This is a genomic window from Staphylococcus hyicus, from assembly GCF_000816085.1.
Taxonomy (GTDB): Bacteria; Bacillota; Bacilli; order Staphylococcales; family Staphylococcaceae; genus Staphylococcus; species Staphylococcus hyicus.
Genome location: NZ_CP008747.1, coordinates 146,796 through 170,745, shown reverse-complemented (window position 1 = coordinate 170,745; position 23,950 = coordinate 146,796). Strand labels below are relative to the sequence as shown.

At 36.1% G+C, this 23,950-nt stretch carries 18 protein-coding genes; 7 read left to right on the top strand and 11 right to left on the bottom strand.

The window, feature by feature from the left end:
• Positions 1 to 8: 8 nt before the first annotated feature.
• The 3 genes from SHYC_RS00690 to SHYC_RS00680 all read right to left on the bottom strand — a co-directional run bounded on the left by SHYC_RS00690 (position 9) and on the right by SHYC_RS00680 (position 2,849).
• The gene (locus SHYC_RS00690) at positions 9 to 1,079 is read right to left on the bottom strand and encodes a DUF418 domain-containing protein (protein WP_039643600.1); all 1,071 of its coding nucleotides are present in this window, start codon (positions 1,077 to 1,079) and stop codon (positions 9 to 11) included.
• 533 nt (positions 1,080 to 1,612) lie between these two features.
• Positions 1,613 to 2,011: a GNAT family N-acetyltransferase gene (locus tag SHYC_RS00685; RefSeq protein WP_052257762.1), complete on the bottom strand. Its 399-nt coding sequence runs from the start codon at positions 2,009 to 2,011 to the stop codon at positions 1,613 to 1,615.
• A gap of 133 nt (positions 2,012 to 2,144) precedes the next feature.
• Entirely contained in the window at positions 2,145 to 2,849 is a 705-nt protein-coding gene (locus SHYC_RS00680) for a GntR family transcriptional regulator (protein ID WP_039643596.1), read from the bottom strand.
• A gap of 157 nt (positions 2,850 to 3,006) precedes the next feature.
• Between SHYC_RS00680 and SHYC_RS00675 the strand changes: the two genes are divergently transcribed.
• Positions 3,007 to 4,449 (top strand): 6-phospho-beta-glucosidase, encoded by a 1,443-nt coding sequence (locus SHYC_RS00675; RefSeq protein ID WP_039643594.1) that lies wholly within the window; start codon positions 3,007 to 3,009, stop codon positions 4,447 to 4,449.
• Between the two features lie 185 nt (positions 4,450 to 4,634).
• On the opposite strand, the gene SHYC_RS00670 is transcribed toward SHYC_RS00675, so the two are convergent.
• The 5 genes from SHYC_RS00670 to SHYC_RS00650 all read right to left on the bottom strand — a co-directional run bounded on the left by SHYC_RS00670 (position 4,635) and on the right by SHYC_RS00650 (position 7,918).
• Complete coding sequence (locus SHYC_RS00670) at positions 4,635 to 4,841, bottom strand: helix-turn-helix domain-containing protein (protein ID WP_039643593.1); 207 nt, start codon at positions 4,839 to 4,841, stop codon at positions 4,635 to 4,637.
• A 10-nt stretch (positions 4,842 to 4,851) separates the two neighbouring features.
• Positions 4,852 to 5,319 (bottom strand): DUF2975 domain-containing protein, encoded by a 468-nt coding sequence (locus SHYC_RS11965; protein ID WP_231912788.1) that lies wholly within the window; start codon positions 5,317 to 5,319, stop codon positions 4,852 to 4,854.
• Between the two features lie 175 nt (positions 5,320 to 5,494).
• A complete protein-coding gene (gene isaB / locus SHYC_RS11785; protein WP_052257761.1) occupies positions 5,495 to 5,947 on the bottom strand; it encodes an immunodominant staphylococcal antigen IsaB family protein in 453 nt (150 codons plus the stop codon).
• Positions 5,948 to 6,165: 218 nt separating this feature from the next.
• The gene (locus SHYC_RS00655) at positions 6,166 to 7,032 is read right to left on the bottom strand and encodes an alpha/beta hydrolase (RefSeq protein ID WP_039643591.1); all 867 of its coding nucleotides are present in this window, start codon (positions 7,030 to 7,032) and stop codon (positions 6,166 to 6,168) included.
• Positions 7,033 to 7,087: 55 nt separating this feature from the next.
• A complete protein-coding gene (locus SHYC_RS00650) occupies positions 7,088 to 7,918 on the bottom strand; it encodes a CPBP family intramembrane glutamic endopeptidase (protein ID WP_039643589.1) in 831 nt (276 codons plus the stop codon).
• A 349-nt stretch (positions 7,919 to 8,267) separates the two neighbouring features.
• Between SHYC_RS00650 and SHYC_RS00645 the strand changes: the two genes are divergently transcribed.
• The 3 genes from SHYC_RS00645 to SHYC_RS00635 are packed head-to-tail and all read left to right on the top strand — an operon-like array spanning position 8,268 to position 11,259.
• On the top strand, positions 8,268 to 9,257 hold the full coding sequence (locus SHYC_RS00645) for an ABC transporter substrate-binding protein (RefSeq protein ID WP_039643587.1): 990 nt from the start codon (positions 8,268 to 8,270) through the stop codon (positions 9,255 to 9,257).
• An 11-nt stretch (positions 9,258 to 9,268) separates the two neighbouring features.
• Positions 9,269 to 10,264 (top strand): FecCD family ABC transporter permease, encoded by a 996-nt coding sequence (locus SHYC_RS00640; RefSeq protein ID WP_039643585.1) that lies wholly within the window; start codon positions 9,269 to 9,271, stop codon positions 10,262 to 10,264.
• Positions 10,261 to 11,259 (top strand): FecCD family ABC transporter permease, encoded by a 999-nt coding sequence (locus SHYC_RS00635; RefSeq protein ID WP_039643583.1) that lies wholly within the window; start codon positions 10,261 to 10,263, stop codon positions 11,257 to 11,259. The genes SHYC_RS00640 and SHYC_RS00635 overlap by 4 nt, the downstream gene beginning before the upstream one ends.
• Positions 11,260 to 11,575: 316 nt before the next feature.
• Here the strand turns inward: SHYC_RS00635 and adcA are convergent, their stop codons facing one another.
• On the bottom strand, positions 11,576 to 13,108 hold the full coding sequence (gene adcA / locus SHYC_RS00630) for a zinc ABC transporter substrate-binding lipoprotein AdcA (RefSeq protein ID WP_039643581.1): 1,533 nt from the start codon (positions 13,106 to 13,108) through the stop codon (positions 11,576 to 11,578).
• A 323-nt stretch (positions 13,109 to 13,431) separates the two neighbouring features.
• Here adcA and SHYC_RS00625 point away from each other — a divergent pair, with 323 nt between their 5' ends.
• Positions 13,432 to 16,299 carry a B domain-containing protein gene (locus SHYC_RS00625; protein ID WP_039643580.1) on the top strand — a complete coding sequence of 956 codons (2,868 nt, stop codon included), beginning with the start codon at positions 13,432 to 13,434 and terminating at the stop codon, positions 16,297 to 16,299.
• Between the two features lie 99 nt (positions 16,300 to 16,398).
• Here the strand turns inward: SHYC_RS00625 and SHYC_RS00620 are convergent, their stop codons facing one another.
• Positions 16,399 to 18,174 (bottom strand): oleate hydratase, encoded by a 1,776-nt coding sequence (locus SHYC_RS00620; RefSeq protein ID WP_039643577.1) that lies wholly within the window; start codon positions 18,172 to 18,174, stop codon positions 16,399 to 16,401.
• Between the two features lie 163 nt (positions 18,175 to 18,337).
• Between SHYC_RS00620 and SHYC_RS00615 the strand changes: the two genes are divergently transcribed.
• Complete coding sequence (locus SHYC_RS00615) at positions 18,338 to 18,928, top strand: TetR/AcrR family transcriptional regulator (RefSeq protein WP_039643575.1); 591 nt, start codon at positions 18,338 to 18,340, stop codon at positions 18,926 to 18,928.
• Between the two features lie 55 nt (positions 18,929 to 18,983).
• Here SHYC_RS00615 and SHYC_RS00610 read toward each other — a convergent pair whose 3' ends face one another.
• Positions 18,984 to 21,791 (bottom strand): YhgE/Pip domain-containing protein, encoded by a 2,808-nt coding sequence (locus tag SHYC_RS00610; RefSeq protein WP_039643573.1) that lies wholly within the window; start codon positions 21,789 to 21,791, stop codon positions 18,984 to 18,986.
• A 209-nt stretch (positions 21,792 to 22,000) separates the two neighbouring features.
• Here SHYC_RS00610 and SHYC_RS00605 point away from each other — a divergent pair, with 209 nt between their 5' ends.
• Positions 22,001 to 23,947, top strand: a complete 1,947-nt coding sequence (locus SHYC_RS00605; protein WP_039643572.1) for an amidase domain-containing protein — start codon at positions 22,001 to 22,003, stop codon at positions 23,945 to 23,947.
• Positions 23,948 to 23,950: the final 3 nt, after the last annotated feature.

The window sequence follows — 23,950 nt, the reverse complement described above, 5'->3', positions numbered from 1 at the left end:
TTTTGTAATTATTTTAAATATGTGATTTTACGCCATAACCATTCAAGTGGCCCCATCTTATAGAATTTCATATATATATTACATGCGACAATTTGCAGTACAACCACACCGATAATTAGAAGATAAACCTGACTTATCGTCATCATACCGTATAATCTTAAAATGTAAAATACAAAGAACAAAATGACACTTTGCGTAATATATACTGTGAATCCTAATTTACCAACAGCCACCATAGGGTTTAACGCTTTTGCTGATTTTGGAAGCTGGCATAATAGCGTCACGAGGCAGAAATAGCCAATAGCCATAAACGTTCCACCGACAAACACAATTTGTGGTGCAATTGCAGAGCCTATCACATCAAATGATTGCATTTTAATGAAAATACCGATGGCTAAGGCCATCACACTAATCACCGAAATAACCTTCAAATGACGACGCATTTTATCGAACAACTCGAATCGATATGCCCATGTACCTAGCATAATAAATGGAAAAACGGTTAAAATACCTGCAAAGAAATTACCTACACTTAACATCGTGTTAACTTGGTTAAACTCATTCATATTCCATTTAATGATTTCCAAAATGTGTCCGCTTTGCAAAATTTCTGTCGTATGTGGATTGCGATTGAATGGAATTAACTTCGTCGCCTGCTCATTGAATAGCGATGACACGTACAGTAAGAAATTCAAAAGTAATAAGCCTATAGATATCATCAACGCATAACGACGATGAATAAATAAAAATGGTATAATGACTAATCCAAGCGTAGCATATGTGTGTAAAATATCACCATTATATAAGAAATAACCGTGAATGAGCCCAAATGCTAGCATCGCAATAATACGCCGATATAATACGATACCTGGTTTCATGCCTTTATTGACCATATTGGTATACATAATCGCTAGCCCTACACCAAATAAAAAGGCAAATATAGGATAGAAAGCGTTCTGTATAAACACTAAATTAAGTTGATATAAAAATTGACTCCAGGAATCTTTGTAGTAATGGAAAGGTTCATCAAAAACTGTAAAATAATGAACACCTAAAGCATTCATAAATAATATTCCCATTAAACTAATTCCTCGCATAACATCTAAGCTAAGAATTCTCTGTTTAATATAAATCATCTCTCTTTTTAATTAATTATTGAAATCATTACTTCAAATCGTAACAATTACGGATTATACAACAAACCTTTTCCTTTCACAAACATTCATGAATTTAGAGAGACGAAACGGCATTGCAACTTCTGCCTAAATGATATAAAGTTCCACCAGCATGTCATTGTACGACTACTTGCAATCCCTCTTTAAACGTACAAGGCATATATGTCATTCGCGTTGACTAAGCTTTGGTTTAAGTATGCGTTAAGCTAATTGGTACGCAGTAAAACCATTGGACTTACGATGATAATCCCTAGCTCACTATTAGTATAAAGTGTGAACTGACTTTAATAAAAAAAATTAAGGGGAATTTAAAATTAAATCTCCCTTAAATTAAATGCTTTTTGTAATTTCATTTTATCATAAATAACTGAGCAAACTTAGAAAATACGATTCAACTTTGCGCTAAAAACATTCAAATGGTATTGCGCATTTGAGTGTTAAGCATATGTTTTTAATAAAACCAATTCATCTTTTATAGGAATGCCCGACTCACTCAATTTTGGAATGTCAGGCTTTTTAGCTCTAGCAGTTTCTACAGCATTTGGTATCACATTGACAATCCTAAACCCCCGCTTTTGATAAAATCGTAATGCATCCAAATTGTCATTTGTGGTAATCACTTTTAACTTATGTTTTTGATATTGTTTTACAACATCATCCATCATATTAATGAGACGTGTGCCTACCCCTTTATTTTGCTCTGAACAATGTAGAGATATGATTTCTACATGGGCCTCAAACACTAAAAAAGTTAATATACCGATAATTTCATCACCTTCTATTGCAGCTAGGCCAGGTAATATATTCAAGTCATAATCTCCGGAAGATACCACCATCCTGCTCCCCCCACAATAAAAATGAAAAAATGCATGTTTATCTTCTTGGCTTAACGTATTTGTCTTGACGATATTCATGTTACACCTCACTTATTGGTGAATTCCTATTGCTATATCATTTCCCTCTTTGAAATCATTTAATAGAAGGAATATAAAATTGCGCATTGTGTTGATCGAAAACAATTTGACTATAATCGAATGGCACACCCGTCTTTGTATAGAAAACTTGTTCATATCTAAGGGTGGGATCGCCTGTTTTATGATGCAGTAAATCCGCTTCTTCTTCCGTCAATGTGTCTACATGAAAATAAATATCTGAATAGCCAATCTTTATTTTCAAATTGTCTTCCAAATATTGAAAGATTGATCCTTTAGCGATATCTTCACTCATATAGGGCACTAATTTTTGACTAAAATAGGCATGTTCGATGCACAAAACTACCCCATCGATATAGCGGACTCTTTTAACATAATAAACCGCATCATGCTCATTTAAATGCAATTGGTGCCGAATCTCTTCATTAGGATGTTTAATGTTTTGAACCTCAAGTACTTGGCTCGTAACAGTATGATGTTTTAAATCGTCTGTAAAACCATTACTTGTAAATAAATTAATGTACCCTGACCTTTTGGGACTTCTAACAAATATACCACTTCCACGAGACTGATAGATATAGCCGTTTTTCTCTAACGTTTCAAGTGCTTTAATCACTGTACTCTTACTGACGCAATATTTCATTTTTAATTGTTCGATATTAGGTAGACGGTCACCCGCTTGGTAAACGCCGTCTTCTAACATGCTACGAATCTGCTGTGCAATTTCTTCATACTTTAACATCAATATGCCTCACTCTTATTCATTTCTATATATTATATCATTAAAAACATCCGTTTCATCATTGAACATGATTTTACAAATTATACCGGTACAATTATAATGTATATGAACAAATATATTTGTAATGCTTAGATTTCAACATGAAAGGATGACGATGATGTCACAATTACCAAACAATTTTTTATGGGGTGGCGCGCTCGCAGCAAACCAATTTGAGGGCGGATACGATCAAGATGGCAAAGGACTAAGTGTGATTGATGTAATGACTGCAGGCAGCCCGCATCACCCTCGTCAAATCACACAATCTATAGAACCCCATCAATATTATCCCAATCATGACGCCATTGATTTTTATAACCGCTATCCATCAGACATCGCATTATTTGCTGATATGCATTTGAAATGTCTTCGCACTTCTATCGCGTGGTCACGTATTTTCCCTAAAGGCGATGAACTCACACCTAACGAAGAAGGACTTCGTTTTTATGACAAAGTGATTGATGAACTACTCAAACATCATATTGAACCTATCATCACCCTTTCTCACTTCGAAATGCCCTTGCACCTTGCACATCACTACGGGGGTTTTAGAAGTAGAAAGGTCGTCGATGCATTTGTAAAATTTGCTGAAGTGGTTTTCAAGCGCTATCGACACAAAGTCAAATATTGGATGACATTTAATGAAATTAACAATCAAATGGACACGAGTAACCCTCTATTTTTATGGACGAATGCAGGCGTTTTGTTGAACGATGATGAGGATGCTGAAGACGTATTATATCAAGTCGCCCATCATCAACTTATTGCAAGCGCCCTCGCAGTAAAAGTGGGAAAATCCATTAACCCTAACTTTAAAATTGGCAATATGATATCTCACGTTCCGATTTATCCATATTCTTGTCATCCGGAAGATATAATGGAAGCAGAAATAAGTAATAGGCAGCGCTTTTTCTTCCCTGACGTTCAAGTGAGAGGATATTATCCAAATTATGCTAAAAAGATGTTTGAACAAAAACAACTAAATATCGGAATACGCGATGGTGATGAAGCGATATTAGCTCAAGGTACCGTAGACTTTATCGGCTTTAGTTACTATATGTCTACAACAGTGAAACATAGAGACGATGGCCACTTTAATCACAATCCTGTTTTTGGCAGTTTACCAAGCTCCATAGAAAACCCTTACCTTGAAAAAAGTGATTGGTCTTGGGCTATTGACCCCATAGGATTACGCTATACACTCAATACACTCTATAATCGTTATCAACTGCCCCTATTTATCGTAGAAAATGGTTTAGGTGCCGTCGATACAATCGATGCACACGGTGAAATACAGGATGACTACCGTATTCATTATTTAAAACAACATATCGAAGCTATGATTCAAGCAATTGACGAAGATGGTGTTGACGTCATAGGATACACACCGTGGGGCATCATAGACAGTGTGTCTTTTACTACAGGAGAAATGAGAAAACGCTATGGTCTCATACATGTAGACCGTGATAATCACGGTAATGGGACATTAAAGCGAACAAAGAAAAAATCATTCTACTGGTATAAAAAAGTCATTGATTCTAACGGATCTGTATTAGACTAGAATTTAAACACAAGAAGGCAAAAGGTTCATATATCTTCCCATTTAAAAAAAGGAATTCTAAGCGCTTTCCTGTTCTAGGTGACTGACCTCAACATATCTAAAAAATTAGACATTAATAGCCAACAAAGTTTACTATCAAATAATCTTTGTTGGCTTCTTGTATAGGGCGACGTCTCAGCCCATCACTATTTATTTTTAACATGTTCTATGATATCCCCAGGTTGACACTCTAAATAAGCGCAAATTGCTTCTAATGTACTAAAACGAATGGCTTTAGCTTTTCCGGTCTTTAAAATGGATAAATTGGCTATCGTGATGTCTACTGCTTCTGATAATTCTGTTAATGATATGTTTTTTTCTTTCAGTACTTCGTCTAATTTTATTTTAATCATCTGTATAACCTCAAATTGTCAAATCATGTTCGGCTTTAATTTTTTGAGATTTTTCATAAACTGCTGCGAGGATTAAAATTGTTATACCAATAATCGTAATGAGCGCATGACTCATATCGCTTGTATTTAATACGCCCTTATAGCTTTCTCCAATTGTCATAAACGCTTGAAAGTTTGGAAGCACCCCATAAATGAATAAACACATGGCAATACCCGTAATCTTCGTATGATTCGCATCTGAAAAATCAAAGCCTTTAAAAATCTTAAAGAATAAATTTAAAGTTAAAATCCCCACGATAATAAACATGACATATTGCAAGATATAAATAAGCGCATAAGCATGATACTTCATTTCAATATCTACAAAATCCAAGTCAAATAGCGCATAATAATTCATAAGAGACTTAATAGCTACAACAACACTAAAAAATAAAAGCAACACCAACATTAACATCGTTATTCTAAATATCGCTTTCATAATCCGCACCTCTTTTTTATCGTTTTTCAATAAAATCATATCATCTATTTTATCGAATATCAATAAAAATTATTGATTTTCGATAAAAAAAACACCCCCACTACGCTGATAGTGGAGGTGTATGCCATTTTAAGCGTGATATCTGCCAATAATAACACTTGTCACGTCATTGCCATTATACACAAAGCTGATTTTTTTTACCATTCACATTATATGTCATACCTCTGTGTATTGAATCATGAGCCATAGGATAATTTGCATATGCTTTTTTCACATCTGAAACTTTTAATGATTTGTTTGTTACTGAAAATGTAATAGCAGTCGGTTTATGATTGATGTATTCAATTACTTGGTCATATTTCTTTTTAAAATAATATGGATCAGTCGCTTTGTATTTTGGATCTCTCGCGTCTACTTTGACATTGTTTATCGTCACATTATTAAACTTTAATGCTTGAATAAACGTTTTGTTAGTGACAAACTTTGCATTCTGTCCTGCGTAACCTGTATATGTGTAATATGGCGTTACTGCTGCTTGAGCGACACTTGATTCCGTTGGCAATGCGTTAAAAGATACTCCAGTTAATAAAATACTCGTAGCTAAAACGACTTTAGACATTTTGAACATCATATCAACTCCTGTATATTGTTAAATTACACTTTTATATTACAATAACATTACGAATGTATCAACAGTATTACAAAAAATATATATTTATTTCTTTCAAAATAATGGTAAACACTTGTAAAACAGTATATTTATCATATTCAAAATTAAAAAATGCATATATAGACAATAGAGTTTACCTCACCCACTTGCCACATATGCATATCGTTCATTTACTGCTATTTAGACCATAAAAACCGTATCATATCATTTGCGACTTCAGGATTATGATGGAGCGCACTATGTTGTGCCTCATCTCCTTCATATTTGAGTTCTTTATAACGTTTAGGGCTGTCACCTAGCAAGTATTTCAATGATTTCGAAGAGCTATTGGATACACGCGAATCTGAATGCGTACCGTCTAAGACATCACCAAATATATTCAAAACCTCAATTTGCTTTCCTTTATAAACGGATTTTAACTGCATAAATTCTTGATACGGTGGATTCATCCGTGACGGTTTACCGTTACGGTCGACTTGAATTTCATTGAATTCTTCATTTAAGCCAATCACCCCGTTAAACGTGCCCGCAATATTGACTTGCTTTTTTAACTGCGGTAATGTGCGGTCACTACCGTAATCTAGCATATATTGCGCAAAGGAGACATTTCCCATAGAATGCGCCACAACGTTAAAATCCTTAATATGATATTTCTGTTGCAACTTTTCAATGACATTGCGAATCCAAAGTGCATTTTCGTTTAAATCTACTTGGGTATTATCTTCTAAAACGACTTGAATGATAGGGTTTATCGCATTCTTTGACATTTTTCCTTCAAAGGTCACGTCGCCGTCACGGTTCACATATGCGATCACCACATCTTGAGTCACCCTATGATCTTCAGCTACATTTACCAAATATTTCATAGAATTGATAGTGCCACTATAGCCATGTAAAAAAAGCGTGGGGGTTCTATCTTGTACGAATTGTTGTTGTGCTTGTTCTACTTGTCGATCTTGAAACTGAATGTACAAAACACGAATCGTGATGGCAACTAAAATGATTGCCAGTATCCCTACGCTCCAAAAGATTCCTTTTCTCACAAACGTATCCTCACTTCATTGTTTTTGCCCCTATTATATCGAATGTTTTTTCAAATTACCTTGTATTGAACTTATTAAATTTAAAAAATATCCCCAATAAAAGCACAATCATGACTAAATAACCCATTATAGAAATAATCGATGTTTCAATTCCATACTGTCCGCCTGTTATCCATAAATCGTGAACATTCATCCGATATTGAAGAAATTCTGACCGACTTAAATCTGTAGTCAATGAAATTAATTGAAATAAATTCCAAAAAAGGTGCACCGTTATACTTGCCCATACTGATTTAAAAATAAATGTTAATAAACCAAACATAACACCGACTAATGTGCCACTGATTAATAACCTTAAAATATCTACCGCACTCGATACACCATTAAGTAAATGTATGGTAGCAAAAAAGATTGCAGTGGTAACAATTGCAATTTGAATGTTAAATTGGCTCTCAATATATCCCATTAGTACACCTCGTAGTACAAACTCTTCAACTATAGCAGCTGCCAAAGCATTAACAAAAAGAGTAAAACTAATTTGATTGATAATAGCATTAGGTGATTGAGACAAATCCACGAAAAATTCACCAGGGATAAATAGAAAATAAAAGGTATAGACACATAAAGGTAATAAAAGAGCCAATATAAGAACTGGTCTATCTATCTTCACCTTTGTAATACGATAGTTGTTCAACGTGCTTTTCAAGCCTCGTCTTACCCATAATCGAATCAATACATATGCAACACTGATATAGGTCAACCCAAACAATATGTTTCCAAGACCAAAGTTGGGTAATATCTCTTCCCATAGTGCTCCGATACCTTGACTAAAAACCATAATTAAAAGTCCAATAATAAAAACGCCAATTACTTTTATGTGTGTCATGAAAACCTCCTACTGTTCACTTTATACACTCTCAAATTTTACACTATACACCACTGATATGTTTAACACTTGTACTTTTGATTTAGAATACTATGTTTTAATAACGCAAGCGTGTTAAAGAGCATTGTCATACGTTCACGGATTCTTTCAGCATCAGGGGTAGTCTTCCTTCAGTGTGCCGTCACGCTCCCCTCCTGACATTATATCGATTTTTTCTTTTCAATTTTTGAAAAAGGCTACTTATCTTAGGAAAATAGTTTAAAAATTTTATTGACTAAAAGATAAATATCTATCATAATAATTCTGAGAATGATTCTCATTATCAACTTAGAGGAGGCTTCCATACTCGATGAAGCATTTATACCAACTGTTGATGCTGTCTCTTGCGGTTGTACTTGTACTTTCCGCTTGTGGAAATGATTCCAAAACAGCATCACAAAATAAGAGTGGCGACACCGTTTCAATAAAACATGCCCTCGGCACGACGGATGTTCCTAAACATCCTAAACGTATTGTCACATTGTATCAAGGTGCAACGGATGTAGCAGTCGCCCTTGGTGTTGAACCCGTTGGTGCTGTTGAATCTTGGAAACAACAACCGAAGTACGATTATTTAAAAGATAAACTAAAAAACACTAAAATCGTAGGTCAAGAACCAGCGCCAAATTTAGAAGAGATTTCGAAATTGAAACCAGACTTAATCATTGCATCAAAAGTACGTAATGAAAAAGTGTATGATCAATTGTCGAAAATTGCCCCAACAGTGAGTCACGAAACTGTATATAAGTTTAAAGACACTACTGAATTAATGGGTAAAGCACTCGGTAAAGAAAAAGAAGCACAAGATTTACTGAAAAAATATGATGAGAAAGTAAACGCATTTAAAAAAGATGCGAAAGCAAAATATGGTGATCAATGGCCAATCTCAGCTTCAGTTGTCAACTTTCGTGCTGGTAACACACGTATTTATTCAGGTGGATATGCTGGCGATATTTTACAAGATTTAGGCTTCAAACGTCCGGATGCGCAACAAAAAGAAGTCGATAAAGGTAAAGATATTATCGAACTAGCTTCTAAAGAAAGCATTCCGTTAATCAATGCAGACCAAATTTTCATTTTCAAATCAGACCCACATGCGGCTGATGCTAAATTAGTATCGAAAACTGAAAAAGATTGGACGTCTAGTCGCGAATGGCAAAATTTAGACGCTGTTAAAAAAGGTCATGTCGTGAATAATGTTGATGAAATCACATGGAACTTAGCAGGTGGTTATCACTCAGCGTTAGAATTAATTGATCAATTATATAAAGAATTGGACATTCAAAAAGTCACAAAATAAGGAGCCACGCTATGAAAGTTAAACCGACGCAGCAACTTATAATAGCCGGTTTATGTCTTATCGTTGTGACAATATTAAGTTTTATGATAGGAATAACGTTTGTATCCTTCCCTTCTTTGATACAAGCGTTATTCCATTTTGATTCAAACAACGATATACATACACTTATTTCAGGTACGCGCGCCTCACGTACAATTATTGCGATGCTTACAGGAGCCGCATTATCTGTGTCTGGACTTTTAATGCAAGCCCTTACGCGTAATCCGATTGCGTCGCCTGGTTTATTTGGAGTAAATGCTGGCGCCGTCTTTTTTATTGTTTTTAGTATTACCTTCATTCAAATCGGATCATTTGAAATATTAACAATCATCGCATTTTTAGGTGCCATTTTAGTAACATTACTCGTTGTTGCACTTGGGATGTTTCGACAAACACAATTTTCACCGCAACGTGTCATTTTGGCAGGGGCTTCAATATCGATGTTATTTACCGCATTTACACAAGGGATTTTGATTATGAATGAAACGAACTTACAAGGACTTTTGTTTTGGCTTTCAGGTTCCGTTGCATTACGTAATATATGGGATACCACTTGGGTCATTCCATTGTTTCCTGTACTTTTCATCATTGCATTTTTTATGTCTACAAGAATTAATATTTTAATGACAAATGACGACATCGCTATTGGATTAGGACAAAACATTAAAATTACAAAATGGATATTGATATTGTTGATTAGTAGTTTAGCGGGTTTATCCGTTGCTTTAGTAGGGTCTGTCGTGTTTATAGGTTTAATTGTCCCTAATATCAGTAAAAAACTCTTGCCCCCTAACTATAAATATCTTATCCCTCATTCTGCTATGTTAGGTGCGATTTTAATGTTAAGTGCAGATATTATTGCGAGAGTTATCATTCAGCCTTCAGAGCTTCCGGTAGGCGTCATAACAGCGGTGCTAGGAGCGAGCGTCTTAATCTACTTAATGCGAAAAGGAGTTTATCGCCTATGATAATTAAAATGTCGCTTAAAGAGACACTTTGGGTGTTATTAACTATGGGTTTACTTCTTTTAGTCATTATATTAAGCATGATGTTGGGTACTTCCTTTATTACTTTATCTGAAATCATCGCATATTTTATGCACCCTTCAGAAAGTGTGAATCAATTCACACTGGAAGTGCTTCGACTACCGAGAATCTCGCTCGCCCTTTTAACTGGTATGGCTTTTGGTATCAGTGGGTTATTACTTCAAAATGTACTCAAAAATCCTATTGCGTCACCAGATATTATAGGTGTCACGGGTGGTGCAAGCTTATGTGCTGTTAGCGTGATCACACTTTTCAACAGTATTAGTATTCACATGTTGCCATTATTTGCGATATTAGGTGGGACATTAGCAATGATGTGTTTGTTATTATTCCAATTTCGCACACCTATACGTCCTTCCACGTTAATAATTATAGGCATCGCTTTGCAGACGCTCTTCATTGCTCTTACGCATGGGCTAATGGTAACTTCTAAAGAATTTGCGGCCTCTAAAGCGTATACTTGGTTAGTGGGAAGTTTATATGGTAGCGCATTTGAAGATACGCTTGCCGTCTTAATCACGATAATCGCCATTATCCCAATACTTATCCTTCTTATCCCAAGAATGAAGGTTGCTGCCTTAGATGATGATATTGGTCGCGCTTTAGGGTTACATTTAAAACAAACAAAATTATTACAACTCATTGTTGCAACGCTACTTGTATCCGTATCTGTAAGTTACGTTGGCAACATTGGGTTTGTGGGCTTAATTGCGCCTCACATTGCTAAAACTTTGATTAAACAAAGTACGTTGAAGCAAGTGATGATGTCTGCTTGTATTGGCGCCCTTTCTATTTTATTAGCTGATTTGGTTGGACGTACTTTGTTTTTACCTAAAGAAATTCCTGCTGGGGTCTTTATCGCAGCGTTTGGTGCACCTTTTTTCATCTACTTATTACTCACAGTAAAAAAAATGTAGATACGCTTTATTATTCCTTTTTTAATCGCACCGCCATACTTATAGGGACACAAAGTCTTGACGATACTATCCGTATCGAATTCACTTCAGAAGACATATAAAAACGCCTTCAAAGTTCATTTATGCATGAATTTTGAAGGCGCTTTAACGATGATTTACTTATGAAAATGCTTGGTATCAATGATTAAAATCAATCAAATGCATCGATGTGTAATCATACCCAATTGGATTGTGTCCCAAATTATGACTTTTAAGCATTATGAAGAAAAGCATCTACTTTGAGAGAAGCCTTATTACGCTTATCTCATATATATCGTTAATGTGCTAACATCTCTTCTTTTATTTCTTTTTCACTTAAGTGTGACGGATAATATGTTGGCCAATTCTCCATTTCTTTCAATAACGCTTCACGATCATTCCCCATAAATATATGGAAATGGCCTGTTTTTGTAGGCGCAATATTATGGTCACTAAACTGCACGTATTTCGGTAAATCTTTAGAACCCGTTCCAACTAACTTAAACGTGTACCGTACGCCTCTATTTCCTTTTTCATATTTAAGAATATCTTTACCGTCATATTCATATTGTCCTGTTACAGACTGTCCATTTTTCATAAATGTAATGGTACCATTTGAAATCGTAATATTGTTGATATCTGTTTGATACCCCACATTGTAATACGCTTTATACGCTTTTGCGGATTTATCCCCTTTTTGCTTCGCTTTATGTTCAAACACTTCATCAAGCGCTCCCGCTTTTAATAGTGGGTAGACTGACTGCCATTCTCCTTCATAATCTGACAATGCGCGATCTTTAACTTGACTGTCTTTGAAATAACCGTCATAAATGGCTTTGGCATGTTTCTGAGTATCATTGTCATCCTTAGTATCCAATGTCACCTTATCATTTAATGCTTTTTCAATATGTTGAATATTTTCATTCATCAAACTTTGATATGTGGCGTCTTTAGCCTGTGATTTGGAAACAGACTCCATATTGTTAAAGCGAAGTGGTTCTGCACGCGTTTCTTGTCGTACAGTTTCTGTAACTTTATTCGAAAGATTGTCTTCGTACAGAATGTACTTTGCTTTCGTTTCATTGATGTCTTGGACAATGGCTTGAAGCTGTTTTTGTGAAGGGTCTTCTGCATTTAAGCTTTGAATCCCTACTTGTTTAAAGCCATAGCGATTGGCAAGATAACCTAACGATTCATGAGAAATAAAGACTGCATGTCCTTTATGGTTTTGTGTTGCTTTTTCTAACTTTTTATCTATATTTTCCACGTCTTTAAGTAGCTGTTTGGCGTTCTTTTCATAAGTATTTTTATGACTCGGATCTTTTTTTACAAGTTCATCACGAATCGATTCAATAAATTTTTCATTGAATTTTGGATCTAACCAAACGTGAGGATCATATCCACCGTGATGATGCCCTGTTTCATGATGATGCTCATCCGCTTCGTGCTCATGTGTATCTGTTAACAATTCAGACTTATCGATATGATTTTCTAATGACAATTTTTTATCATCCGCTTTAATAGCCGATGCCACTTTTTTGGCTACAGGATCTAAATTATCCCCTGTGTAGATAAATAAATCGGATTGACTGGCATTGATGATGTCTTTTTGAGAGGGCTCAAAATGATGTAAATCTGCTCCAGCAGGATAAAGCGTATTCACTTTAACATGCGCTCCCCCAATTTGTTTCACAAATGATTGTAAAGGAAAAACAGTTGTCGTTACACTCAACTTATCATCATTTTTATCTTTGTCCTCTTGTGGACCGCAGCCAACTAACACAGCGCAACTACACGCTAACCCTAATAAAATTTTTAAATGCTTTTTCATATGTGATTTCCTTCTGTAAATAGTAATGATTACTATTTCCAATTATACAGTGTGACACGTCTTAATTTCAATACTATCTTTTATCTCATTAAATCACATTTTTCTTTTTATGTATTCGCGGATAAGATCGCTTTTCAAATCAACTCCGAATTGTTAAAAATGCTATATTATCAGTATTTAATGATTTAAGTTAAGCATTTGTTTAATTTAGTTAATGAATGCTTTTCATTTATTTAAGCTTCGTTTAATTCCAATACCCATGTCCGCGTGCTAAACTTCTAATTGCTTGGGATGATTATTTTACACACAGAGGAGACAACATCATGAGAAAACAGAACATTTCGAGATTATTAATTGGAGCAGCAACACTTACACTTGCAACAATGGTTGCTAATGGAGAAGCAAAAGCTTCAGAACACACTACACATCAACAATCTACGCATCATTACCAAACACATCAACAGCATGCGCCTCAACAACAAGCGCGTCAAAATGATCATAAAGATGTGCAACGTGCCTACTATCACTTAATCCATTTAAAAGGAATTGATGAAGCACAACGTGGCCGATTCTTAAAACAATTACATGACAATCCAACAAAAGAAACGGCACAAAATGTATTTTCTGAATCAACAAAAGACGTCAACAATCCTGAGCGTCGATTAGCACAACGTAACGCTTACTTTTCAGTTGTAAACAATCCAAACCTTTCATCTGCTGATCGTGAACGTTACATCGATAAAATAATTGAGAACCCAGATCATAGTCAACAAACTTGGATTGAATCTAACAGAGTTCCAAGCCAAAACAAAGATAACTCAGCTACTGAAGAAGAACTTCATAAATTAATAAATACACAACAACAGACACAACAAACAAAACAAACTAAACACGCAAACGATAATACTTTAACAGATGATTTATATAATAAACTTTACCTCCCAACTACAAATGCAGGTAAAGCAGACACAACAGGCTACAAAGCAACAGATAATGGTCATAAACCATCAGTACAAGACCTTAAAGCAAAACAAGAAGAGCAACATGTTGTCCAAAAAGCCTTCCAATTTCTTTTACAATTAAAAGGTTTAGATGAAAAACAACGTAGTGAATTCTTAAAACAATTACATGAAAATCCAACTAAAGAAACAGCGCAAAACGTTTTTTCTGAAGCATCAAAAGACGTGACCAACCCTGAGCGTCGAGTCGCACAACGTAAAGCGTACATTAATTTATTAGAAAACAATAAATTACCAATTGGTGACCTTGAACGTTTAGTGAAAGAACTTCACAAAAACCCTGACCATGCACAACAAATTTGGATTGAATCACATCGTCTTTCAAACGCCAACACACAAAGTAAAGTGTCAGAACACGAATTTAATCGTTTAGTTAAACCTACTCAAAAAGATTTTGATAGACGTGACGATTTCCTTAAAAGTAATGAATTAAAAGCTTTACAAGGATCTAACAGTGGAAATACGGCATCTGTAGATGAATTCCAAAGATTCACTCAAGATAGCGTAATTGACCTTGAAAACAACAAACAAAAATTAGATTACTTATTAAGCTCAAATAAAGATAACACTGTTAGCGCTGAACAATTTAGAAATATTCATTTACCAAATATTTCAGTACCATCTGAAAAAGATTCTCTTGAATATTTAACAAATTCAAACAGAGATAATACATTAACAGATGATCAATTACCAAACATTATTAATTCATTTCCAATTATTCCAGTAGCGCAAGACGCAACGATTCAGCCAAGAGCTAAAGCATCACACAAACGACATGCACATAAATCAAGCTATGTTAAAGAAAGAGGTATTACTTACCCGCTTTTAGAAAACTTTGGCACTCAAATTAAAGAAAGAGGTATTACTTACCCACTTTTAGAAAACTTTGGCACTCAAATTAAAGAAAGAGGTACTACGTACCCGCTTTTAGAAAACTCTGATGCTCAAAACAAATTTATTGAAGAATTGTTAGGACCTAATGGGACGAAAAACTTAACACTTGAACAATTAGAAAAGTTATTCCCTGCTATCCCAGTTACAAAAGATAAAGCATCACACAAACGACATGGGCATAAATCAACTCATGTTAAAGAAAGAGGTATTACTTACCCGCTTTTAGAAAACTCTGATGCTCAAAATAAATTCATTGAAGAATTATTAGGGCCTAACGGGACGAAAAACTTAACACTTGAACAATTAGAAAAGTTATTCCCTGCTATCCCAGTTACAAAAGATAAAGCATCACACAAACAACATGCGCATAAATCAACTCATGTTAAAGAAAGAGGTATTACTTACCCGCTTTTAGAAAACTCTGATGCTCAAAATAAATTCATCGAAGAATTATTAGGGCCTAACGGGACGAAAAACTTAACACTTGAACAATTAGAAAAGTTATTCCCTGCTATCCCAGTTACAAAAGAAACAATGGAAGCACGTCAAAATGATCGCATTGCATCTGCAAACAAAGCATTAGTGGCATTAAACAAAGATTATTCAGTAAACAGCCACCGCTTTGCACAACGTGAAGTGAACAAAGCACCTCACCACGTTCAAGCGCAATTACAAAAACAACTTGATGGCATTCTTACAACACATCGTGAAAAAGCAGAAAAAGAACGTCTTCAAAAACATGAAACAAACAAAACATCACATAAGGCATCAACATCAAAAGCGGATACACAAACTAAAATAACGCAAACTAAAACAACGCAAACTAAAACAACACAATCAAAAGCAACGCAAACAACTAAATCCGAACAACAGACAACAACATCAAGCTACTACAAATCATTGAAAAATTATTTTACTCAAGGCTATCATAATGTTGCACAATCACACCAAGGATTTAAAGCGAAATATGAACAAGCAAAATATTATTTCAACACGTACTTTAAACATAAAAGTACAATCGATAAACTTGTTTTAGCGGCACTTGGCAATGGTTCAAAAACACACATTAAACCACTTGATATTAAACCGAACGGAAACGTATTTTATAACACGTATGCGCATGCAAGAAATTATGCTACTGAAGCATTAAATACAGGAAAAGTGTTATACGCACTTTACCAAAATCCAAAAACAGTGAAAACAGCCATTGCAGCAGCAGACACTGTATCATCATTCTCTCATTCACTTTCAAACTTTTTCGCTTCAATTATGAAGTAATCTCATTAATGTTATTGAGCGGAGCGGTTAAATGACATTAAGAAAAGGACACGTCCTATCTCATTCGGATAGGCGCGTGTCCTTTTTATGTTGCATCATTTATAATAAATGATACGTTTTAAGTAATGTTTCGATATAAGTGCCTTTGATTTTGCGTTTTATCCCTTTGAAAAGCGTCCGCTGAACTTTGTTCGTTTTCGTTATTTCTGAGAGTCCTTTACGATCATTTAGGTGATACATGGCCTTCATCAATTCTCGAACGTCGAATTCTGTGCCAATCGTTTCAGGTACACCTCTGTCAATGTTTAACAGTTGATACACAGCTTCCATAGCGGTTCTCACTGAATACTCCGTCGTAAATACTGTGTCGCGTTCTGTTTCAGCAAAATTACCAATAAATGCAAGGTTACGAGATTGATGTGGTACTACACGTGGACGATCACCTAATGCGCGTGGCATAAAGTAAGCTGTAATATATGGCATGTAAACAGGGATTGTGTTAATTTCATCTTTTGCGAGTTGCTCAATTTGATCTTCAGGCATTCCCATATGATACAACCATTCTTGGCATATTTCATGACCACTACATTCTGTGATGGGCTTTTTAATATAATCGCCTTTCACGTCTGAATATAATGCGTAAATCCAAGTACTCACTTGATCTTCAGGCTGTGATTTAAATTGTTGTTGTCGGTTGACCGTAAAACTTAATTGCCATGAAGAGTCGTGTACAGTTATAATCCCTCCTGTGACCGTTTTACCTGCTAGCGGATCACGTTTACACAATGTTTCGATTTGACGTATTACCTTTTCATGATTCGTCGTTGCAGTCGCCGAAACGAACCAACTTTTTGGAGGGATATTTTTGAAAAATTTCTCTGGATTCCCAAATTCAGGGCTTTGTTTAGCCAGATTCTGCCATAATTTCCAACTCCCCCCCAATTCATGTGAAGGAGGTGCTGGTGTAAAATTATCTCCATACGTAGAACTTTCTGTAATACTACCATTTGTCACAAAAACGAGATCATCCGGCGTTAACTTCAGTGTTTCACGCTGACCATCACGTTTAATAAGTAATTCCCTTGCGACTTTTTGAGAAGTGGTTACATCAACCTTAATATCTTCAACTTCCACATTATAGTCAAACTGCACTTGATGTGCTCTTAAATAATGAATCATCGGCATCACCAACGACTCATATTGATTATATTTCGTAAATTTTAGTGAACTGAAATCTGCTAATCCATTAATATGATGTATAAAACGTAATAAATAACGGCGCATTTCCATAGCTGAATGCCACGGTTCAAACGCAAACATCGTTTTCCAATAAATCCAAAAATTCGAGTCAAAAAAACCTTTAGAAAATACCTCTGTAATGCTTACATCATCTAAATCCGCTTCATTTGTTAAACATAATTTAACGATTTCTTTCAATGCTGTCGGTGTTAACGTAAAATCACCATCCGTGGCCAAACGCTGCCCTCTCTTTTCGATGACACGACATCGAGAATAATTAGGATCTTCCTTGTTTAACCAATAAAATTCATCTAACACTGATGCACCTTTAACCTCTAGAGAAGGAATCGATCTGAATAAATCCCACAAACATTCAAAATGATTTTCCATTTCTCGTCCACCACGAACGACATATCCTTTGACTGGCAAATAATCCCCATCTAGACTGCCGCCTGGCTTAGACATTTCTTCTAAAATATGGATTTGTGTTCCTTCCATTTGTCCATCACGAATTAAAAAACAGGCTGCTGCGAGTGAAGCAAGCCCTGAGCCGACAAGGTATGCGGATTTCTTTTCAACATTTTCTGGCTTCTTAGGTCGCGCAAATGCTTCGTAATTACCTTTACTATAATACATTGTTAACACTTCCTTTTTTCACTCAAAAATACGATAATAATGACTGTATCGTCCTTTCACATTAGATTGTAACGCCTTGTGAAATAGAGTTGGGCGTCAATTCAGCACTTTTGTCGCATAAGCGACACATCTTTATAAATGTTCGATAAACGGGGGTTAAACGATGAATAAACAAGACTTACGTGTACTCAAAACCCAAAAAGCATTCATGCATGCATTTACTGAACTTTTAAAAACTAAAGCATTCGACCGTATTACTGTTCAAGATTTATGTGATCGCGCACTCGTACAGCGTTCAACTTTTTATAGACATTATAAAGACAAATATCATCTCCTCGCTTGTGCAACAGAGCACGCCCTCACGCGCATTACTCAAGAACACGTGTCCGCGATACGTAGCGACAATGCGACGTTACGTCTAGAACAATATATCGATAATTTATTAACATATGTTTACGACAATCAAGTCATATTACGCCATGTCATCTCTCATTATATGCATGATGAAGTCACATCTATTATTTATAAACAAGTGTATTTAGCCGTCCGGCAACAAACCCATGCAGAGCTCCTCTCTGGAAAACGGTTAGACATTGACACCGACGTATTCAATCATTTTATTGCTGGTGGTCTTATTAGTATTATGCTCAACTGGAGTAACCAAAACGATACAACGCGTACAATTGAGAACCTGAAAACAGACATCGTGACACTGATTGATCGCGTACGTACTACACACCTTAAATCAATTTAATACATACAAAAGCCTTATAACATTGAATCCACGTTCAACGTTATAAGGCTTCATGTTATTCCATCACGTCACTTTTTTCAGCGCGTGCTGCAATTTTTCGCATTATTGGGTCAGTAATCGGTTTTAAAATAATACCTACAATTAAGGATCCGACACCAAATGCAATCAAGGTAACGATTTTGCGTGTTAATATCACTGGGACATAGCCGCCTACTGCTTCCCTTAATGCGTCAATAGCATATGAGAATGGGATAAATGGATGCAGTTTTTGGAAAAATTCTGGTGTGACTTCAATTGGGAATGTACCTCCACCACCGGCAATTTGTAAAACCAATAATATAATAGCTAATGCTTTACCTGGGTTACCAAGTAGTGACACAAGCGTGTATACAATCGTCACAAACACTAACGAAGATAACACTGTAATCCCTATAAACCATGGTACACTTTCAACTTGCGCATGTAATATCACTATGTCTCCTATAGAGACTATCAATGCTTGAATGATGCCAATAATATAAAACAGGCCGAGTTTCCCTAAATAAATTTCACGTTTCGACAAGTAGTCTAACGCTTTATGTTTATTATCTGTTGTTAATAAACTAACCATTAAGAGTGCCCCCACCCATACCGCAAGCGCTGTATAGAATGGCGTACTTGCAGAACCATAATCTTTCACTGGGAAGATATCTTCTTGGTTAATTTTTATCGGATTCGCAATCACATCCGCCTGTTTTTTCAAATCATTTTTCAATAAGTCCACTAATTTATTTACTGTATCGTCTTTATCAATTTCTTTAAATAATTTGTCCGCTTTCGCTAAATCCTTTTCAACGCCTGGCAAATCGTTGCGTATAAATTCAGCCAGTTGGTGTAAGTCTCGTTTCGCTTGTGGTTGGTTTTCATTGAGTAAACGGACGAGTTGATCATAACGACTAAATAAATTCGGTACATTTTGATTCACCGTTGCCGTTGTATCTGCTAAACGCTGTTCTAATGCTGGCAAGTCATTTCTTACAAACGCGGCAGCTTTCGCAACATCGTTTTCAAGTTGTGGGAAATAGCGTTGTGCGATGGACATCGCGTCAATATAACGTTGTTCGATGAGTGGCAATTCACTTTGAATCACATTTAATCGAGACTTCGCATTTTGTAAAATTGACTGACCATTATCTATGATTTGATGAATCGTGTTTAATTTGGATTGCAGTGTGGATAGCGAGATATGTCCATTATTTAAAGATGCAATGATTGTTTGAGCCACGTCAGACAATTTTTGATTTAAGTCTTGTTGGATGAATTGACTTAATTCTTCTAAACTCGCATTCACTTTTGATAATTGTTTCAATAAATCTATAGCTTCAGCCTTACCCGAACTGCCATTTGATAATGCCGTGCTTAGTTGATTGATTTTCTTAATTGTGTTATTCACATTGTTGTTTGTTGCTTCTAACGTTTTAATTTCTGAAGAAAGGTCTACGCCTTCTTTATTTTCAAGCTCTGTTAACGTATCGATCAATTGTTGATTGGATTTGCTTGTAAGTTCTAATCTCGATTTTAAATGGTCTAACGTTGGTACAAAATCTTTCGGTTGGTTTGACGCCATGACACCATACAACACATTTTCTAATGCTTTGATATCTTGTTGGCTACTTTGTACTTGTTGATCCGCTTGATTCGACATCGATAATAATGCTTGTGACAACGCCGAAGCCATCGCATTCGTGTCATTGGCATCATAAACCCCATTTGAAGGCGTTTGACCGGCCGTACTCAACTGAGTCGTTTGAATATGCCCACGATTCATTGGCGCACTTTGTGGTGCTGTTTGAATATGCTTTTGCGTGTTTGCTTGTGGCGTGTTTTGTCGTTGATTGTTGACATGCCCCACACGTTGATCAATATCATTTAAAAAGCGCTCTGCTTCATTTAAACCTTGTAAACCTTGGTCAACGCCTTGACTCGCTATATCGACACCACGATTAATTTTCGGAAATGCTTGTGGCACATCATTTGCCGCAACATTCAATGCTTGCTTAATGTTCGGCATATACGCATTCAAAGCAAGAATCAATTTGGCCCGCTCATTGAGGGCTGGCACCGCATTGTTCACCTGATTCAATTTATCGACCGCATCTAAAACGTCACCTTTATAACGCCCTAAATTTCTAAATTCATTCGCTTTTTGATCGATTTCATTTTGATGTTCGTCTAAATATAAAATCTTTTTAGCAACTTCATTTACTTTCGGCACAGCATTATTAGCTGTCTCAACGGCTTCTTTAATTTTATTAATGGTTGGTATTTCGTTTTCTAACTTAATACCTAAACGATTGGCTTCTTTTAACAATGCTTTCGTCACAGTTTCATTAAATTTATCATTCGCTTTTTGAACAATCGCACTTGTCCCTGCATTCGTCATTTTTGGCGCAATCGCATTTAATTTTTGGTTGACTTTATATTCGATGTTCGCACGTTCCGGTTTTTTACGAAGAGTACCGGTAATTTGATGGGTGAACGCCTTAGGTATGTATATCGCCGCATAGTATTTACCCATTCGTAAATCGTGATCCGCTTTTTCACGACTGACGAACTCCCAATCGAAATGGTCATCCTTTTTCAATTGTTCCACCACAGTATCGCCTACATTCAACGATTTGCCTCTCACTTTATCTCCTTCGTCCTCATTAACGACCGCAACTTTAATATTTTTTGTATTTCCATAAGGATCCCAGTTGGCGTCTAAGTTAAACCATGCATAAAAAGAAGGGAGAAGTGCGAGCCCTGCAAGAATGACGAACACTGCTGGTGCTTTAACTATTTTTTTCAAATCCATCTTAAATAATTTTATCGCATTTTTCATTTTGCACCTCAAGCTTATTCTATATTTCTTATGCATATTATTCAAATTATCATTTGTATATTTCTAATAAATTGATATAATGGTCTCGTTACGTTGTTTAGTAAATAAGGTTGATGTTCATCAACCTTATTGGCAAGTATTCACATTTTAACAATTTCAACCATCACTTGTACATAGATAAAGATTAAATTTTAAAGAGAGGTAGCGCTATGAAGTCACATAAATTACTTATCTGTATGCTTTCAACTACGCTAGTATTTCCTTCATACTCTGTCAGTACGATTCATGCAGCAACTGATAAAACGTCATCTGAAACATCGACATTAGAAGGCACCTCTTCAGAGACGTCTATCGATAAAAATGGAAATGATGAAACGCCTAAAGATGAGAAAGAAAAGGCGGAGAAACAACAAACATCGTCTCAAACTAAAAAAGAAAAAACTAAAAAGACGACACCTTCGTCATCATTACCATCATGGATAAATACGTTGAATCATCCTTTAGGCATATTCAACCCTACAATAGAACATTCGACGCACTTTTGGGACAATTGGCTCACTTTAGACCCACCTTCAAATACGATTTCTAAAGACGCTAACACATCAGAAAACGACGCTAACCTGTCACAAACAACACCATCAACTACGCATTCAGACGTTGATCCTACTACGAATGAAACGACAACAACAGAGGCGCCTTCATCAGAACATAATGCATCTACGTCAGAAGCAACAACTGAACCATCAAGAGATAACAGTCATCTCTCTGAAGGAGACCAAGCAGTAGCGAATGAACTCGACAACATTACGGATAAGATTCAGTCTAACCAACCGAGTGATAAGGACACATCTTCAGAAACGCCTGATAGCAAGCACGATGACACGACTTCTAATGAAGCACCAACTTCAGAAGACAAACATATTGAAGGTCAAGATGCTGAAAACAATGAGACATCATCAACGGCCAATAACCACATTGACGATGCGCTCATCGATGCCTATGGCAAAGATAAGAAAACGACACCTGATACAAAGACAACCCAAGTGGACGCTAAAAAAGGCAACTCACCTAAACATTCAAACGAAACGAATACACAGTTACCGTCTGAAAAAGAAATCAAACATAGTGAAACACCAAAACAATCCTTTGAAGACGGTGTGAAAGCATCCAACTTCAGATCAAGAGCAACATTCGAGACATTACCTGATACTTCAGACGCTTCATCTGCGTCTAACGCTTACATCGTTACAGAAAATAAAGATACACGTGCATTTATTAAATCCATCGCAAAAGATGCGCATAATATCGGACAGAAAGAAAATATTTACGCATCTGTGATGATTGCTCAAGCCATATTAGAATCAGATTCAGGTAACAGCGCATTGGCACGTGCGCCTCACTACAACTTGTTTGGGATTAAAGGTGCATATCACGGGCACTCGGCTACATTTAATACGTTAGAAGATAACGGAGATGCATTATATCAAATTTCAGCATCTTTCCGGAGCTATCCAGATGAAAAAGCTTCCCTTCAGGACTACGCAGATTTAATTAAAAACGGCATTGATGGAAATCCATACATCTACAAACCAGCTTGGAAAAGTGACGCTGCAACTTATAAAGATGCCACAGCACATCTTGCGACAACTTACGCGACAGATTCGCATTATGCAGATAAGTTAAATAGTATTATTAAACATTACAACTTAACACAATTTGATCATACTTCCATGCCTAATTTGTCCAACTTTACACCAATTCGTGAGGCTTCATCTTCAGATTTCAAACCATTTACTGAAACTGCTAGTCACGCAGCGTACCCTCAAGGACAATGTACATGGTATGTTTACAACCGTATGGCGCAATTTGGTCTTCATATCGGTAGTCATTTAGGTGATGCCCGCGATTGGGATCAACACGCGGCCAATGATGGTTACAGTGTCCGTTCCATTCCATCTGAACACAGCGCTGTCGTCTTCGAACCTGGTCAACTTGGCGCTGATGCATACTATGGACACGTGGCTTTCGTTGAAAAAGTCAATTCAGACGGTTCTATCGTCATTTCAGAATCCAATGTTAAAGGATTGGGTGTGATTTCTTACCGCACCATTGATGCATCCGATGCAGAATCTTTAACATACATTAAAGGTAAATAAACA

What these genes read in the sequence shown, in the direction of transcription:
- SHYC_RS00690 (WP_039643600.1), bottom strand. Translation starts at nt 1,079, where the DNA reads ATGGGAATATTATTTATGAATGCTTTAGGTGTTCATTATTTTACAGTT.
- SHYC_RS00685 (WP_052257762.1), bottom strand. Translation starts at nt 2,011, where the DNA reads ATGGTGGTATCTTCCGGAGATTATGACTTGAATATATTACCTGGCCTA.
- SHYC_RS00680 (WP_039643596.1), bottom strand. Translation starts at nt 2,849, where the DNA reads ATGTTAAAGTATGAAGAAATTGCACAGCAGATTCGTAGCATGTTAGAA.
- SHYC_RS00675 (WP_039643594.1), top strand. Translation starts at nt 3,007, where the DNA reads ATGTCACAATTACCAAACAATTTTTTATGGGGTGGCGCGCTCGCAGCA.
- SHYC_RS00670 (WP_039643593.1), bottom strand. Translation starts at nt 4,841, where the DNA reads ATGATTAAAATAAAATTAGACGAAGTACTGAAAGAAAAAAACATATCA.
- SHYC_RS11965 (WP_231912788.1), bottom strand. Translation starts at nt 5,319, where the DNA reads ATGAAAGCGATATTTAGAATAACGATGTTAATGTTGGTGTTGCTTTTA.
- isaB (WP_052257761.1), bottom strand. Translation starts at nt 5,947, where the DNA reads ATGTTCAAAATGTCTAAAGTCGTTTTAGCTACGAGTATTTTATTAACT.
- SHYC_RS00650 (WP_039643589.1), bottom strand. Translation starts at nt 7,918, where the DNA reads ATGACACACATAAAAGTAATTGGCGTTTTTATTATTGGACTTTTAATT.
- SHYC_RS00645 (WP_039643587.1), top strand. Translation starts at nt 8,268, where the DNA reads ATGAAGCATTTATACCAACTGTTGATGCTGTCTCTTGCGGTTGTACTT.
- SHYC_RS00640 (WP_039643585.1), top strand. Translation starts at nt 9,269, where the DNA reads ATGAAAGTTAAACCGACGCAGCAACTTATAATAGCCGGTTTATGTCTT.
- SHYC_RS00635 (WP_039643583.1), top strand. Translation starts at nt 10,261, where the DNA reads ATGATAATTAAAATGTCGCTTAAAGAGACACTTTGGGTGTTATTAACT.
- adcA (WP_039643581.1), bottom strand. Translation starts at nt 13,108, where the DNA reads ATGAAAAAGCATTTAAAAATTTTATTAGGGTTAGCGTGTAGTTGCGCT.
- SHYC_RS00625 (WP_039643580.1), top strand. Translation starts at nt 13,432, where the DNA reads ATGAGAAAACAGAACATTTCGAGATTATTAATTGGAGCAGCAACACTT.
- SHYC_RS00620 (WP_039643577.1), bottom strand. Translation starts at nt 18,174, where the DNA reads ATGTATTATAGTAAAGGTAATTACGAAGCATTTGCGCGACCTAAGAAG.
- SHYC_RS00615 (WP_039643575.1), top strand. Translation starts at nt 18,338, where the DNA reads ATGAATAAACAAGACTTACGTGTACTCAAAACCCAAAAAGCATTCATG.
- SHYC_RS00610 (WP_039643573.1), bottom strand. Translation starts at nt 21,791, where the DNA reads ATGAAAAATGCGATAAAATTATTTAAGATGGATTTGAAAAAAATAGTT.
- SHYC_RS00605 (WP_039643572.1), top strand. Translation starts at nt 22,001, where the DNA reads ATGAAGTCACATAAATTACTTATCTGTATGCTTTCAACTACGCTAGTA.